The 13,901-nt window shown below is 73.1% G+C and carries 11 protein-coding genes; 7 read left to right on the top strand and 4 right to left on the bottom strand.

Annotated features, from left to right (window positions below; translation table 11 throughout):
• Positions 1–13: 13 nt before the first annotated feature.
• The 6 genes from ACFZCY_RS32770 to ACFZCY_RS32745 all read left to right on the top strand — a co-directional run bounded on the left by ACFZCY_RS32770 (position 14) and on the right by ACFZCY_RS32745 (position 9,303).
• A complete protein-coding gene (locus ACFZCY_RS32770; RefSeq protein WP_391181455.1) occupies positions 14–1,120 on the top strand; it encodes a transporter substrate-binding domain-containing protein in 1,107 nt (368 codons plus the stop codon).
• A gap of 200 nt (positions 1,121–1,320) precedes the next feature.
• Entirely contained in the window at positions 1,321–2,679 is a 1,359-nt protein-coding gene (locus ACFZCY_RS32765) for a hypothetical protein (protein ID WP_391181453.1), read from the top strand.
• On the top strand, positions 2,672–5,155 hold the full coding sequence (locus ACFZCY_RS32760; protein WP_391181450.1) for a tetratricopeptide repeat protein: 2,484 nt from the start codon (positions 2,672–2,674) through the stop codon (positions 5,153–5,155). Before ACFZCY_RS32765 ends, ACFZCY_RS32760 begins: the two co-directional genes overlap by 8 nt.
• Before the next feature lie 3 nt (positions 5,156–5,158).
• On the top strand, positions 5,159–6,478 hold the full coding sequence (locus tag ACFZCY_RS32755) for a protein phosphatase 2C domain-containing protein (protein ID WP_391181448.1): 1,320 nt from the start codon (positions 5,159–5,161) through the stop codon (positions 6,476–6,478).
• A gap of 119 nt (positions 6,479–6,597) precedes the next feature.
• Positions 6,598–7,956, top strand: coding sequence for a VWA domain-containing protein (locus ACFZCY_RS32750; RefSeq protein ID WP_391181445.1), 1,359 nt, complete (start codon positions 6,598–6,600; stop codon positions 7,954–7,956).
• 60 nt (positions 7,957–8,016) lie between these two features.
• The gene (locus ACFZCY_RS32745; RefSeq protein WP_391181443.1) at positions 8,017–9,303 is read left to right on the top strand and encodes an FHA domain-containing protein; all 1,287 of its coding nucleotides are present in this window, start codon (positions 8,017–8,019) and stop codon (positions 9,301–9,303) included.
• Positions 9,304–9,358: 55 nt separating this feature from the next.
• Here the strand turns inward: ACFZCY_RS32745 and ACFZCY_RS32740 are convergent, their stop codons facing one another.
• Positions 9,359–10,402 carry a methyltransferase domain-containing protein gene (locus tag ACFZCY_RS32740; RefSeq protein WP_391181441.1) on the bottom strand — a complete coding sequence of 348 codons (1,044 nt, stop codon included), beginning with the start codon at positions 10,400–10,402 and terminating at the stop codon, positions 9,359–9,361.
• Between the two features lie 105 nt (positions 10,403–10,507).
• Here ACFZCY_RS32740 and ACFZCY_RS32735 point away from each other — a divergent pair, with 105 nt between their 5' ends.
• Positions 10,508–10,912 (top strand): globin, encoded by a 405-nt coding sequence (locus tag ACFZCY_RS32735; protein WP_055552793.1) that lies wholly within the window; start codon positions 10,508–10,510, stop codon positions 10,910–10,912.
• A gap of 55 nt (positions 10,913–10,967) precedes the next feature.
• Here ACFZCY_RS32735 and ACFZCY_RS32730 read toward each other — a convergent pair whose 3' ends face one another.
• The 3 genes from ACFZCY_RS32730 to ettA are packed head-to-tail and all read right to left on the bottom strand — an operon-like array spanning position 10,968 to position 13,895.
• Positions 10,968–11,756, bottom strand: a complete 789-nt coding sequence (locus ACFZCY_RS32730; RefSeq protein ID WP_391181437.1) for a hypothetical protein — start codon at positions 11,754–11,756, stop codon at positions 10,968–10,970.
• Positions 11,753–12,226 (bottom strand): thioesterase family protein, encoded by a 474-nt coding sequence (locus tag ACFZCY_RS32725; RefSeq protein WP_055552789.1) that lies wholly within the window; start codon positions 12,224–12,226, stop codon positions 11,753–11,755. Before ACFZCY_RS32725 ends, ACFZCY_RS32730 begins: the two co-directional genes overlap by 4 nt.
• A gap of 4 nt (positions 12,227–12,230) precedes the next feature.
• Positions 12,231–13,895, bottom strand: a complete 1,665-nt coding sequence (gene ettA, locus ACFZCY_RS32720; RefSeq protein ID WP_361481803.1) for an energy-dependent translational throttle protein EttA — start codon at positions 13,893–13,895, stop codon at positions 12,231–12,233.
• Positions 13,896–13,901: the final 6 nt, after the last annotated feature.

Below are 13,901 nucleotides of genomic sequence, written 5' to 3'. Positions count from 1 at the left end.
GGGGGGCGGAGACATGCGACCGGCACGACTGCGATCGACGCATTTGCGATCGACACGGCTGCGATCGGGACGGCTGCGATCGGCGCGATTCCGGTCGGCGCGGCTGCGCTCGGGCCTCGCCGCGGTGGTGTGCGCCCTCGGGGTGACCACGGCCATCGTGGGGCCCGCGCTGGTGGACGGCGGGGGCGACGCCCGGCAGTCCCGGCCGTCCGACCGGTCCCGCCTGGGTCCGCACACCCTGGGCGCCGGTTCGGAGGCGGCGGCAGAGGACTGTGAGAAGCCGGAGGCGAGCCTGCGGCCCTCGGGCGCGAGCGGTAAGGCCATCAAGCGGATCAAGGACCGGAGGATCCATGGGCACAAGGTCGGCAAGCTGATCGCGGGCGTCGACCAGAACAGCTACCGCTGGGGCTATCGCGACCCGGCCACCGGTGAGCTGACCGGGTTCGACATCGACCTCGTGCGCGCGATCGCCAAGGACATCTTCGGCGATCCGGACGCGGTCATCTACCGCACCGTCCCGACCAGCCAGCGCATCAAGGCCCTCCAGCAGAACAAGGTGGACATCGTGGTGCGCACCATGACCATCAACTGCGACCGGATCAAGGACGTGGCCTTCTCCACCGCCTACTTCCAGGCCGGACAGCAGGTGCTGGTCCCCGATGGCTCGTCCATCACCGGCTACAACACGACCCTGCGCGGCAAGAGGGTCTGCATGGCGCAGGGTTCGACCGCCGAGGCCGTGCTGGACGACCCGGAAAAGGGCGCCAAGGCGCTCGGGGCGATCAAGGTGAAGCCCGTTCCCAACCAGCTGGACTGCCTGGTCAGGCTCCAGATGGGGCAGGTGGACGCAGTGATCACGGACAACGCGCTGGCGGCGGGCCAGGCCGCCCAGGACCCCTCCGTCAAGCTGGTCGGCCCCCGATTCACCGATGAGCTGTACGGCGTGGCGATGAACAAGAAGGACGACGACCTGGTACGCCGGGTCAACAAGGTCCTGGAGGACTACCGCAGAGGTGGCGCCGACAGCCCCTGGCAGCGCGCCTACCGCACCTGGCTCGCGGAGGATTTCGGCAGGACACAGCGGAACCCGGCACCTCCGGATCCCCTGTACAAGAACTGAGGGGCCAAGAACTGAGGGGCAAAAACTGAGGAGCCAAGAACTGAGAGGCCAAGAACTGAGGGCCAAGTGAGGGGGCCCCAGTGAGGAGGGCCAGGAGTTGAGCGACCGGCAAGGATTAGCGCCCGGTCCCCACGCGTAGGGATGTCGCAGCAGACGGATCACGCCTGACGGATACGGACACGGACTCGGAGAGGTGATCGATGGGGGTCCCGGGACCCTTCCCCGGCTCCACGGGGACACCCGAGGGGCCGGCCATGGGCCGCGAAGAGGTGGACCGTGCGCTGGCGAGGCTCGGCGCCGAGCACGAGGCGATCGAGACGTCGCTGCTCGCCCTCCAGGACCACGCGGGCAGAAGGCTGCTCGAGGGTGCCGAGCTGACGGGTGTCACCAAGGACCGGTGGGCCACCACCGAACAGGCCATCTCCCTGCTGTGGAGCTATTTCGACGCGTACACGGACGCCCTCCAGCGGGCCCGCGAGGTGCGCTCCCGGCACCGCTGGTCCACCCCGGGCGAGCTGGCCGAGCTGACCGAGCTGCTGCGCGGCCCCGGTATCACCCTGCCCAGCACCGCCACGCTCACCGGCACGCCGCTGCTCAGCGAGCAGTTGAGCCTGGAGCAGCTGACCGACCGGATGAACCGCTGGTATGCCGAGGCGCTGGACGTCATCGTCACGGCCGACGCCGTGTGGTCCGCGTTGCCCGCCCGGATCGACATGCTCTCCGCCGAGCTGCACCGCACCCGTTCGCTCGCCCACTCGGTCGGGGTGCGGCCCGGGGAGCATCCCTCGGGCGACGATCTGGAGCAGATCACCGCCGAGCTGACCGCGCTGCGCGCCGAGGTGGTCTCCGATCCGCTCGCCTTCTGGAAACCCGCCGCCGGAAGTTCGGCGCCCGGCGGCGGCAGCCCCGACACCGTCCGCTACGACCGCGCCGCCCGCGCCCTGGACGACGTGCGGCGCGAGATCGAGGCCGTCCTGGACGTCCGGCAGGACGCCGAGCGGCGTCTGATGCGGCTGCGCGATGTGCTCTCCCGCGCCGATCGCACCCTCGCGGAGGCCCGGCAGGCGCGCGGTGAGGTGCTGGCGAAGATCGCGGCGTCCGAGGTGCCCGCGGTCAGCGGCCCGCCGACCGCGCTGCACGAGCAGCTGGTCGCGGCCGCCGACTACCGCCGCCGCTCCCAGTGGCACCGGCTCTCCCCGCTGCTGGACAGCCTGGAGCAGCGCGCCGACGACGAACTGCTGCGCGCCCGCGAGTCGTTGACGGCGGTGACCGCGCCGCTCGCGGTCCGCGCCGAGCTGCGCGGCCGGCTGGACGCGTACAAGGCGAAGGTCGCCCGGCACGGTATGGCGGAGGATCCGCTGCTGGTGGAGCGGTATGACATGGCGCGCCGGATGCTGTGGAGCGCCCCGTGCGATCTGCGCGCCGCCGAGCAGGCGGTCCTGCGCTATCAGCGGGCGGCCGCCGAGGCGTTCGCGCCCCGGCAGCAGGACCCCGCCGGTCACGGTGCCGCCGATCGCAGCACCGCCGATCACGGCGGCGAGGGGGAGCGCTATGAGTGACGTCGTCACCTGCCAGCGGCGCGAGTGCGGCGGGGCGTACGAGGACGTGGGCGGCGGCGAGCTGTACTGCGACACCTGTGGGATGGCCCCGGTGGTCTCCCCGCAGGGCATGGTGAGTTCACCGCCCACCGGCGTCGCGGGCGGCGGGGGCGGCGGGGGCCGTGGCTCCTCGTCGTCGCGCTCCTCGGGCGCGTCCCGGCCGTCGCGGTCGTCGTCGTCCCGGCGCTCGGTGTCCGGGCGGCTGTCCCGCTCCGTCTCCGGGCGCTCCTCGCGTTCGGTCTCGGTGCGCGGCTCCGGCCCCTCCTCGTCCGCCTCGGGGCGGAACGCGCTGGGGGCGGGCCTGGTCAGCGTCCCCGGAGTGCCGCGCCCCGATCCGCGTTCGGCGGTGCTCGCCAATCCCGAGGTGCCGGAGCGGAAGCGGTTCTGCAGCCGGGGCGACTGCGGGGCGCCGGTGGGCCGCGCCCGTGGCGACCGGCCGGGCCGCACCGAGGGCTTCTGCACCAAGTGCGGTCACCCCTACTCGTTCGTGCCGAAGCTCGGTCCCGGCGACATCGTGCACGGGCAGTACGAGGTGGCGGGCTGTCTGGCGCACGGCGGGCTCGGCTGGATCTATCTGGCCATCGACCGCGCGGTGTCGGACCGCTGGGTGGTGCTCAAGGGCCTGCTGGACACCGGCGACGAGGAGGCGCTGGCGGCCGCCGTCTCCGAGCGCCGCTTCCTCGCCGAGATCGAGCACTCCAACATCGTCCGGATCTACAACTTCGTCGAGCACCTGGACCAGAGCACGGGCAGTCTCGACGGCTACATCGTCATGGAGTACGTCGGCGGCAAGTCCCTCAAGGACATCGCCAACGAGCGGCGTGCCCCGGACGGCAGGCGCGATCCGCTGCCGGTCGAGCAGGCGTGCGCGTACGGGATCGAGGCGCTGGAGGCCCTGGGGCATCTGCACAGCCGCAATCTGCTCTACTGCGACTTCAAGGTCGACAACGCCATACAGCAGCAGGACCAGCTCAAGCTCATCGACATGGGCGCGGTGCGGCGGCTGGACGACGTGGACAGCGCCATCTACGGCACGGTCGGCTACCAGGCCCCGGAGGTCGCGGAGCAGGGCCCCTCGGTCGCCTCCGACCTGTACACGGTGGCGCGCACGCTCGCGGTGCTCACCTTCGACTTCCAGGGCTATACGAACGTCTTCGTGGACAGCCTCCCGGACCCCGAGCACATCGAGGTCTTCCGGCGGTACGAGTCCTTCTACCGGCTGCTGGTGCGGGCCACCGACCCCGACCCGGGGCGCCGGTTCTCCTCCGCGCAGGAGATGGCCGACCAGCTGACCGGTGTGCTGCGGGAGGCCGTGGCGCTGCAGACCGGGCGGCCCCGGCCCGCGCTGTCGACTCTCTTCGGGCCGGAGACCCGCGTGGTGGACACGGTGTTGTTCGCCGAGCAGGGCCAGGACCCGTCCCTGCTGGGCGGGCGGGCGGCGGGCCGGGGCGCGCCGCCGAGCGGCCCCGTACCGGCGCAGGGCCCACCGGTCCTGGCGCTGCCCGCGATCGCGCCGCTGGACACCCGGGCGACCGCGCTCGCCCTGCCCGTGCCGCTGGTGGATCCGTCCGATCCCAACGCCGGGTTCCTGGCCGGGCTGCTGTCCGCCCCGCCCGCCGAGGTCGGCGCGGCGCTGCACACCGCGCCCGTCGACTCGCCCGAGCTGCGGCTGCGCCGGGTGCGCGCCCTGCTGGAGCTGGGGCAGGCGCATGAGGCGGGCGTCGCCCTGACCGGCCTTGAGGCCGCGTACCGCGACGACTGGCGGATCGTCTGGTACCGGGGGGTGCACGCGCTGGCCATCGGTGACCACGAGACGGCCGCGCTGTCGTTCGACGCCGTCTACGACGCGTTCCCCGGGGAGCCCGCGCCGAAGCTGGCGCTCGGCGTCTGCGCCGAGGTGCTGGGCCAGCTGGACAACGCGGCGGAGTACTTCCGGCTCGTGTGGGCGACCGATCCGAGCTTCGTGAGCGCCGCCTTCGGGCTGGCCCGGGTCCGGCTGTGCTCCGGGGACCGGGCGGACGCGGTGCGGGTGCTGGAGTCGGTCCCGGAGTCGTCGATCCACTACACGGCGGCCCGGGTCGCCGCGGTGCGGGCCCGGCTGCGCCAGCGCGCCGCGCGGGAGGCGCTGCTGGCCGATCTGACGGCGGCCGCCCTCCAGGTGGAGCGGCTGGGCGAGTTCGGCCTCGACGCGGTGCGGCGCGAGCGGCTGTGCACGGAAGTCCTGGGCAGTGCGCTGGATTGGGTACTGTCCGGCAGCAGCGGCGCGCCGCCGGGGCAGACCCGGCCGCCGCTGCTCGGCAGCAGCCTGGACGAGCGCGGGCTGCGGTTCGGACTCGAGCGCTCGTACCGGGTACTCGCCAGGCTCGCGCAGCGCGGCGAGGAAAGGATCGAACTGGTGGAGCGGGCCAACCGCTACCGCCCCAGGACGTGGGTGTGATCGATGTCGCAGATGCCACAGCTGCCCCAGCTGTCAGCCTGCCCGACCTGTGCAGAGCCGCTGGAGGCGGGAGACAACTACTGTGGCGGGTGCGGGGCCGAAGTGTCGGCGGCCGTGCCGTCCGCGCGGCAGGAGCCGGAGGACTACCGGCTGGCGGCCCCGGCACCGGCGCCGGTGGCCGACCCGCGGGCCGCGGCGGCCCTCGACGCCCCGTCACCGCCGGGCCCCGCGGCGCCCGGCGCGCAGCCGACCACCCCCGCCGGCGCGTCCGCCGGCCCGCACCCGCACACTCGGACGCACACCAGCACCAGCACAGGCACCAGCACAGGCACAGGCACGGCAACGAGCGCGGGCACCGGCACCGGGGCTGACCCCCGGCTGCCCGGCGGCGACAGCCGCCCCCGGTGCGCCGCGTGCCAGGAGGGCACCATCGACAGGGACGGATACTGCGAGCACTGCGGGCACGCGCAGGCGCGTGAGCGCGACCATATGGAGCGGGAATTGGCGGGCGTCGCCGCTGCCAGTGACCGCGGGCTGCGCCACCACCGCAACGAGGACGCGTTCTCCGTGGCCACGGTGGCGCTCCAGGACGGCTCACCGGCCGTCGTCGCCGTGGTCTGCGACGGGGTCTCCTCGGCCACCCGCCCCGACGAGGCGTCAGCAGCGGCCGCCCACGCGGCGGAGGTGTCGCTGCTCACCTCGCTCCCCCGCGGCGCCCACCCCCGGCAGGCCATGATCGAGGCGATCGTGGCCGCCGCCGACGCGGTCACCGCGCTCGCCGTGGAGACCGGCGCGCCGGTCCCGCACGAGGAGCCGCAGCAGCGCCATCAGAACGCTCCGGCCTGCACCATCGTCAGCGCCGTCGTCACCGGCGACCTGCTCACCGTCGGCTGGATCGGCGACAGCCGCGTCTACTGGGTGCCCGACGACCGTACGACCCAGCCCTCCCGGCTCACCGAGGACGACTCGTGGGCGGCCCAGATGGTGGCGGCGGGGCTGATGTCGGAGGCCGAGGCGTACGCGGACGAGCGGGCGCACGCCATCACCGGCTGGCTCGGGGCGGACGCCTATGAACTGGAGCCGCACGCCGCCTCGTTCAAGCCCGACCGGCCGGGGGTCGTGGTGGTGTGCACCGACGGGCTGTGGAACTACGCCGAATCGGCGGAGGAGATGGCCCGCGCGGTGCCGCCGGACGCCCGGGCCCGGCCGCTGCAGAGCGCGCGGGTTCTGGTGGGCCACGCCCTCAACGGCGGGGGCCACGACAACGTAACAGTGGCCGTGGTGCCGTTCCCCGCCGCACCGGGAGGGGCAGGATCCGCCTGACGGCCCGAGGGGGACGGGCTCCGGCCCGGGGGCGGTAGCCGCGCGCCATCACTCGCCCACGCTCTCGCGGCACGACGCGATGCCCGAACGTCCCTGTGGAGCGCCAAGGAGCGGATCAGATGGCCAATTTCTCCAAGTCCCACGCGCCGCGGTTCTCGGTCGACGTCTATCAGAACGAGTACCTCCCGGAGGGAGGCCGTGAGGTCAACGCGATCGTCACGGTCACCTCGACCGGCGGCGGGACGACCGGAGGGATGCCGATCCCCGCTCCCGTCGCCGCCCCGGGCCAGTACGCCGGGGGCGGCGGCGCGGCCGTGGTGATCATGCTGGACTGCTCCGGCTCCATGGACTATCCGCCGACGAAGATGCGGCACGCCCGGGAGGCGACCGCCGCCGCGATCGACACGGTGCGCGACGGGGTCGCCTTCGCCGTGATCGCGGGCACCCACAAGGCGGTCGAGGTCTTTCCGGGCAACGGGCGACTGGCGGCCGCTGATCCGATCACCCGCGCCGAGGCCAAGGACGCTGTGCGCGGGCTCGTCACGGGCGGCGGCACGGCGATCGGCACCTGGCTGAGGCTCGCCGACCGGCTGCTGGGCGCCGCCGATGTCTCGATCCGGCACGGCATCCTGCTCACCGACGGCCGCAACGAGCACGAGAAGCCGGAGGATTTGCGGGCCGCGCTCGACGCCTGCGCGGGCCGCTTCACCTGCGACGCCCGCGGGGTCGGCACGGACTGGGAGGTCAAGGAGGTCACCGGGATCGCCTCCGCCCTGCTCGGAACGGCCGATATCGTGGCGAATCCGGCCGAACTGTCCGCGGACTTCACGCGGATGATGGCGACGGCCATGCGGAAGGAGGTCGCGGACGTCCATCTGCGGCTGTGGACCCCGGCGGGCGCCGAGGTGCTGTATGTGAAACAGGTCGCACCCACGGTCGAGGATCTGACCGGGCGGCGCACCGAGGCCGGACCGCGCTCCGGTGACTACCCGACGGGGTCATGGGGGGACGAATCCCGCGATTACCACGTGTGTCTGCGGGTTCCGGCGGCGGAAATCGGCCAGGAAATGCTCGCGGCCCGGGTCTCCCTCGTTCTGCCGCAGCCGGATGGCCAGAGCCCGCCGCCCCCGCTGGCCCAGGGGCTCGTCCGGGCCGTGTGGACGGCCGACATGACCGCCTCCACCTCGATGAATCCGCAGGTCGCGCACTACACGGGTCAGGCCGAACTGGCACAGGTCATCCAACAGGGCATAGATGCGCGTAAGTCCGGCGATGTCGAGGGAGCGACCGCCAAGCTGGGAAGGGCCGTACAGCTGGCGAACGCCTCGGGGAACAGGGACACGGCGAAACTGCTTGCGAAGGTGGTGGACGTCGTCGATGCGGCGACAGGTACTGTGCGACTGAAAGCGAAGGTCGCGGAGGCGGACGAGATGACACTCGAAACTCGCTCGACCAAGACAGTTCGCGTCAAGAAGTAGCAGGAAAAGATCGCGTTACGGCAGAAATGCCAAGAACGGCACAAGAGGGGGATCACCGACATGCCGACTTGCCCTAACGGCCACCAATCGGCGGCCGACGACTGGTGCGAGGTGTGTGGCCACCGGATGTCGGGGACACCCATGCCCTCCGGTCCCGTCCCGCCGCCTCCGCCCCCTCCGATGCCGGGCGGCCCCGGTGGCTACGGCTACCCGGCCCCGGGCGGTCCGCCGCCCCCGCCCGGCGCGCCCCCGGGCGGGTACGGCTACCCGGCCCCGCCGCAGCCGGACGCCGGCTACCAGCCGGAGGTGTGCCCGCAGTGCCGTACGCCGCGTGAGGCGCAGGCGCCGTTCTGCGAGGAGTGCCGCTACAACTTCCTGACGCAGCAGCCCACCTCGTACGCTCCGCCGCCCCCTGGACAGGGCGGCTTCCCGCCGCCGCCCGGGCCACCGCAGCCGCACGGGCAGCCGCCGCAGGGCCCCCCGTCGCACGGGCAGCCGCCGCAGGGCCCCCCGTCGCACGGGCAGCCGCCGCAGGGCCCGCCGTCGCACGGGCAGCCGCTTCCGCCGCACGGCCAGCAGCAGCCGCCCCAGACGCACGGCGGCGACTACCAGGCCTCGCGCCCGTCCCAGATCAACCGCCCGGCCGAGCCGCTGTCCCCGTCGGACCCGAACCAGCCCTCCGGCCCGGCCTTCGGCGCCGCGGAGGACGACTGGCCGCTGGCGCCGCCGCAGGCGTCCGCGGGCGCCGCCCCGCCGCCACCGGCTCCGGCCCCGCCACAGCAGCAGGGTTACGGCTACGGCTACCCCCAGGCGCCGCAGCCGCCGGCTCCCCCGGCCCCGTCCTACGGCAACGAGGCGTACCAGGGCCCCGGCGCGCCCCCGCCGCCCGGTCCATACGGCCAGGGCGGAGGGCACACGCCCCCGCCCCCGGCCGGGCCCGCGAACTGGGTCGCGGTCGTCGCGCCGGACCGTGACTACTTCATGGCGATGATGAACCGCAGCGGCCCGGAGGCAGCCGGGCTGAACCTCCCGGCGTACTCCCCCGAGCAGCAACTGCCGCTCAGCGGCCGCCAGCAGATCACCATCGGCCGCCGCCGCCACAGCACGGGCGAGGCCCCCGACATCGACCTCGGGCGCGCGCCCGAGGACCCGGGCGTCTCGCACCAGCACGCGGTCCTCGTCCAGCAGCCGGACGGCGGCTGGGCGGTGGTCGACCAGGACTCGACGAACGGCACGACGATCAACGGCGGCGAGGAGCCGATCCAGCCGTACGTCCCGGTCCCGCTCCAGGAGGGCGACCGCGTGCACGTCGGCGCCTGGACGACGATCACCGTCCGCCGCGGCTAGTAGTCTACGGGCCGGGGCACCTCGCCCCGGCCCGATCCCGGTTGGTCAGGCATTGTCAGGTGCGCTCCGCGCCCAGCGGCCAGGCGTACGGGCCCTCCGCGTCGTCCAGCCAGGCCCACTGCCGCTCGCCCCGCACCGTCACCCCGTAGCGCTCGCGCCCCGGCCGGCCCTCGTGCTCCCACAGCGCCAGCGCCTCGACCGGCTCCAGCCGGCCCGCGGCCACGTGCAGCAGGAAGCGGAACGACTCGTCCAGCAGCGGCCACGACGGCAGCCCGTGCGTGGACACGGGGCCCGGCGTCCCGCTGCCGCGCAGCGGGACGAAGTAGGCGGGCGTGGTCAGAAAGCGGCCCTCCGCGTGCCGGGCACCGCGGACCCGCAGCAGCACCAGCCCGGTGGCCAGCGGCATCAGCACCAGCGCCCCGGGCCGGCACTGTTCGAGCCAGGCGGACGGTACGGAGGGCACCGCGCACGTCGCGATGATCCGGTCGTAGGGGGCACGGGCGGGACAGCCGCGCGCCCCGTCACCGGTGATGACCGCCGGACGGAATCCGGCCGCGGCGAGATGCCTGCGGGCGGCCTCGGTGATCTCCGGGTCGAGATCGACGGTCGTCACCCGGGCGTCGCCGAGCCGATGGGCGAGCAGCGCCGCGTTGTAGCCGCTGCCCGCGCCGATCTCCAGCACCCGGTCCCCGTCCCGCACCCGCAGCGCTTCGAGCATCCGCGCCATCAGGGACGGCTGGCTGCTGGAGGAGATCAGCTCGCCGTCGCGCACCCGCGTCGCGAGGGGCGCGTCGGTATACGCCCCGGCCAGCCAGCGGGCCCGGCGCAGCGGGTTCCGGTCGTCCCGCCACAGCCGCGTGGTGAGCGCCGCCCCGCCCTCGCCGCCCGCCACGCCCGCTTCGTAGTAATACGGCACGAAAAGATGGCGCGGCACCTCCTCGAACGCCGCCCGCCACCGCGGGTCGGTCAGCCCGCCGCCCGCCGTGATCTCCCGGACGAGCCCGGCTCGCGCCACGGCGGCCGCCTCGGCGTACGGATCGGGCCCGCCGCCCGTACGTCCGCGCCCGCCGCCGGTCTCCGTCACGCCCGCGCCGCCCATGCCTCCACTGTCCTGCGCCCGCCCCCGGCCCGCTACCTCCGGCCGCCGGGCAGGGCATGACCCACGCCCCCTTACCCGGGCCGGGCGGTCTGAGAGCATGGAGGCGTGAAAGACATTCCGCGCGGCACACTTCAGGAGCAGACCTTCTACGAGTTGGTCGGCGGCGAGCAGACCTTCCGGCGCCTGGTTCGACGCTTCTACCAGGGGGTCGCGGAGGACCCGCTGCTCCGGCCGATGTACCCCGAGGACGATCTGGGCCCGGCGGAGGAGCGGCTGGTGCTCTTCCTCATGCAGTACTGGGGCGGGCCCCGCACCTACAGCGACAACCGCGGCCATCCGCGGCTGCGCATGCGCCACGCGCCGTTCACCGTGAACCGGGCGGCCCATGACGCCTGGCTGCGCCATATGCGGGACGCGGTGGACGAGCTGGAGCTGGCGCCCGACCTGGAGCGCCAGCTGTGGAACTACCTCACCTACGCGGCCGCCTCCATGATCAACACGGAGGGCTGAGACCGCACCCCGGACGCCCGCCGGGCAGGCCCGCCGGACAGAAGCGGCCGGCGCTCTAGGCGGGCGTCACCGACAGCCCGAGCAGCCCCGACGTACGCACCGCGATCGAGCCGTACGGGGTGCGCAGCCGCAGCCAGCCGCCCGCGGCGAGCAGGGCCGGCGGCTCGTCCGCCGGGGCGAGGGCGGTGGCACCGCGGGAGCCGCTGGCGGCGGCCGCGTCCGCCCGCGCGGGACGCAGGAAGCCCAGCGACTGGGCGGCGTGCACGGCGCGCAGCGGCAGCCCGGTGTCCCCGAGGGTGCGGGACCAGATCTCGTGGCCGATGCGGTCGCGCTCCGCACGCGTACGGCGCTCCTCGGGAAGCGCCTCGTCGCGGGCCCGGAACTCGGCGACCGCGGCCGCGACCGCCCTGCGCACCTCGTCCGCGCCGGGCAGCCCGGGGACCCGGCGCCAGCCGCCGCGCGGCGGCAGCAGCCCGGCCCAGGGCGGGCCGGTGACGGCGTCGGGCACGGCGACGGTGAGCCCACGGGACGCGCCCGGCGTCGTCCGGCCGGAGCCCGCCGCGTCCAGCGCGTCGGCGAACTGCCCGGCCGAGACGGTGGTGTCCAGCGCTCCCGGCCCGCCGGGCGTCCCGGCGTCCCTGGTGACGACGGCCTCCAGCCGTGCCGTACGGATGGCCAGCACCTCGAAGGACGGCGGCCGGCCGAAGACGGCCAGCACTCCGCCGCCCGCCTGCAGGCGGACCGCCGCGGCGCGGTCGTAGTGGATCAGCCGGGCCAGGAAGGCGGCGAGATCGGCCGCCTCCCCGGCGTCGGCGAAGTGCAGCTCATGCCGGAAGGCCGTCATACCCTGACGGCCCCCTCGGCGGACTTCCCGGATGCCTTCCTGGCCGCTTGCCGGGTGCCGGGCTCGGGCTCCAGGTAGTCGGTCAGGAAGCTCTCCTCCTCGGAGGTGACCCGCCGCGGCCTGCCCGCTGCGAGGTCGAAGGGGACGATGCGGGTGGCGGCCCGCACGTACACGGTCTCCTCGTCCTTGATCTCGTAGCGGAGGGTGATGTAGGAGGCGCGGATCTCCGTCGCCCAGGTCTCGATGGTCACCGGCGCGTGCCGGTGGACGAGGGGCTTCAGATAGTCGATCTCGTGCCGGGCCACGACCACCCCGCCGGTGAACGCGTCACTTCCGTTCCCCGGCGCCAGCCGCCACATGAAGTCGACGCGCGCCTCCTCCAGATAGCGGAGGAAGACCACGTTGTTGACGTGGCCGAACGCGTCCATGTCGGACCAGCGCAGGGGGCAGGAGTAGATGTGCCGGGCCATCCCCTCAGCCCCGGGTGAGCTTCTTGTAGGTGGCGCGGTGCGGACGGGCGGCGTCCGGGCCGAGCCGCTCGATCTTGTTCTTCTCGTACGACTCGAAGTTGCCCTCGAACCAGAACCACTTGGAGTTGCCCTCGTACGCCAGGATGTGGGTGGCGACGCGGTCGAGGAACCAGCGGTCGTGGGAGACGACCACGGCGCAGCCGGGGAAGTCGAGCAGCGCGTTCTCCAGGGAGGACAGGGTCTCGACGTCGAGGTCGTTGGTCGGCTCGTCGAGGAGCAGCAGGTTGCCGCCCTGCTTGAGGGTGAGCGCGAGATTGAGGCGGTTGCGCTCACCGCCGGAGAGCACCCCGGCGGGCTTCTGCTGGTCCGGGCCCTTGAAGCCGAAGGCGGAGACGTAGGCGCGGGACGGCATTTCGACCTGGCCGACGTTGATGTAGTCGAGCTCGTCGGAGACGACCGCCCACAGCGTCTTCTTGGGGTCGATGTTGGCGCGGCTCTGGTCGACGTAGGAGATCTTGACGGTGTCGCCGACCTTGATCTTGCCCGCGTCCGCGGTCTCCAGGCCCTGGATCATCTTGAAGAGCGTGGTCTTGCCGGCGCCGTTGGGGCCGATGACGCCGACGATGCCGTTGCGCGGCAGGGTGAACGAGAGGTCGTCGATGAGGACCTTCTCACCGAACGCCTTGGAGAGGTTCTCCACCTCGACCACGACGTTGCCCAGGCGCGGGCCCGGCGGGATCTGGATCTCCTCGAAGTCCAGCTTCCGGGTCTTCTCGGCCTCGGCGGCCATCTCCTCGTAACGGGTCAGCCGGGACTTGGACTTCGCCTGGCGGCCCTTGGCGTTGGAGCGGACCCACTCCAGCTCTTCCTTGAGGCGCTTCTGGCGCTTGGCGTCCTTCTGCCCCTCGACCTTCAGTCGGGCCTGCTTCTTCTCCAGGTACGTGGAGTAGTTGCCCTCGTAGCCGATGGCGCGGCCGCGGTCGAGCTCGAGGATCCACTCGGCGACGTTGTCCAGGAAGTACCGGTCGTGGGTGATGGCCACGACGGTGCCCGCGTACTTGGCGAGGTGCTGCTCCAGCCACTGGACCGACTCGGCGTCCAGGTGGTTGGTGGGCTCGTCGAGGAGCAGCAGGTCGGGGGCCTCCAGCAGCAGCTTGCAGAGCGCGACCCGGCGCTTCTCACCACCGGAGAGGGTGGTGACCGGCGAGTCGCCGGGCGGGCAGCCGAGGGCGTCCATGGCCTGCTCCAGCTGGGCGTCCATGTCCCACGCGTTGGCGTGGTCCAGCTCCTCCTGGAGCTTGCCCATCTCCTCGAGCAGCGCGTCGCTGTAGTCGGTCGCCATCTGCTCGGCGATCTCGTTGAAGCGGTCGAGCTTGCCCTTGGTCTCCGCCACGCCGTCCTGGACGTTCTCCAGCACGGTCTTGGACTCGTCCAGCGGGGGCTCCTGGAGCAGGATGCCGACGCTGTAGCCCGGCGAGAGGAAGGCGTCGCCGTTGGACGGCTGCTCCAACCCGGCCATGATCTTCAGCACCGTCGACTTACCGGCGCCGTTGGGACCCACGACACCGATCTTCGCGCCGGGCAGAAAGCTCAGCGTGACGTCGTCGAGGATCACCTTGTCGCCGTGCGCCTTGCGCGCCTTGCGCATGGTGTAGATGAACTCAGCCAAGAGAAA

This window comes from Streptomyces sp. NPDC007983 (assembly GCF_042958345.1).
Classification (GTDB): Bacteria; Actinomycetota; Actinomycetes; order Streptomycetales; family Streptomycetaceae; genus Streptomyces.
Note: the sequence above shows the minus strand (reverse complement) of the source record. Positions and strands in the feature narration are given on the sequence as shown.

Coding starts and splice junctions, on each gene's coding strand:
- ACFZCY_RS32750 (WP_391181445.1), top strand. CDS start 6,598: ATGGCCAATTTCTCCAAGTCCCACGCGCCGCGGTTCTCGGTCGACGTC.
- ACFZCY_RS32770 (WP_391181455.1), top strand. CDS start 14: ATGCGACCGGCACGACTGCGATCGACGCATTTGCGATCGACACGGCTG.
- ACFZCY_RS32730 (WP_391181437.1), bottom strand. CDS start 11,756: ATGACGGCCTTCCGGCATGAGCTGCACTTCGCCGACGCCGGGGAGGCG.
- ACFZCY_RS32760 (WP_391181450.1), top strand. CDS start 2,672: ATGAGTGACGTCGTCACCTGCCAGCGGCGCGAGTGCGGCGGGGCGTAC.
- ACFZCY_RS32740 (WP_391181441.1), bottom strand. CDS start 10,402: ATGGGCGGCGCGGGCGTGACGGAGACCGGCGGCGGGCGCGGACGTACG.
- ACFZCY_RS32725 (WP_055552789.1), bottom strand. CDS start 12,226: ATGGCCCGGCACATCTACTCCTGCCCCCTGCGCTGGTCCGACATGGAC.
- ACFZCY_RS32755 (WP_391181448.1), top strand. CDS start 5,159: ATGTCGCAGATGCCACAGCTGCCCCAGCTGTCAGCCTGCCCGACCTGT.
- ACFZCY_RS32745 (WP_391181443.1), top strand. CDS start 8,017: ATGCCGACTTGCCCTAACGGCCACCAATCGGCGGCCGACGACTGGTGC.
- ACFZCY_RS32765 (WP_391181453.1), top strand. CDS start 1,321: ATGGGGGTCCCGGGACCCTTCCCCGGCTCCACGGGGACACCCGAGGGG.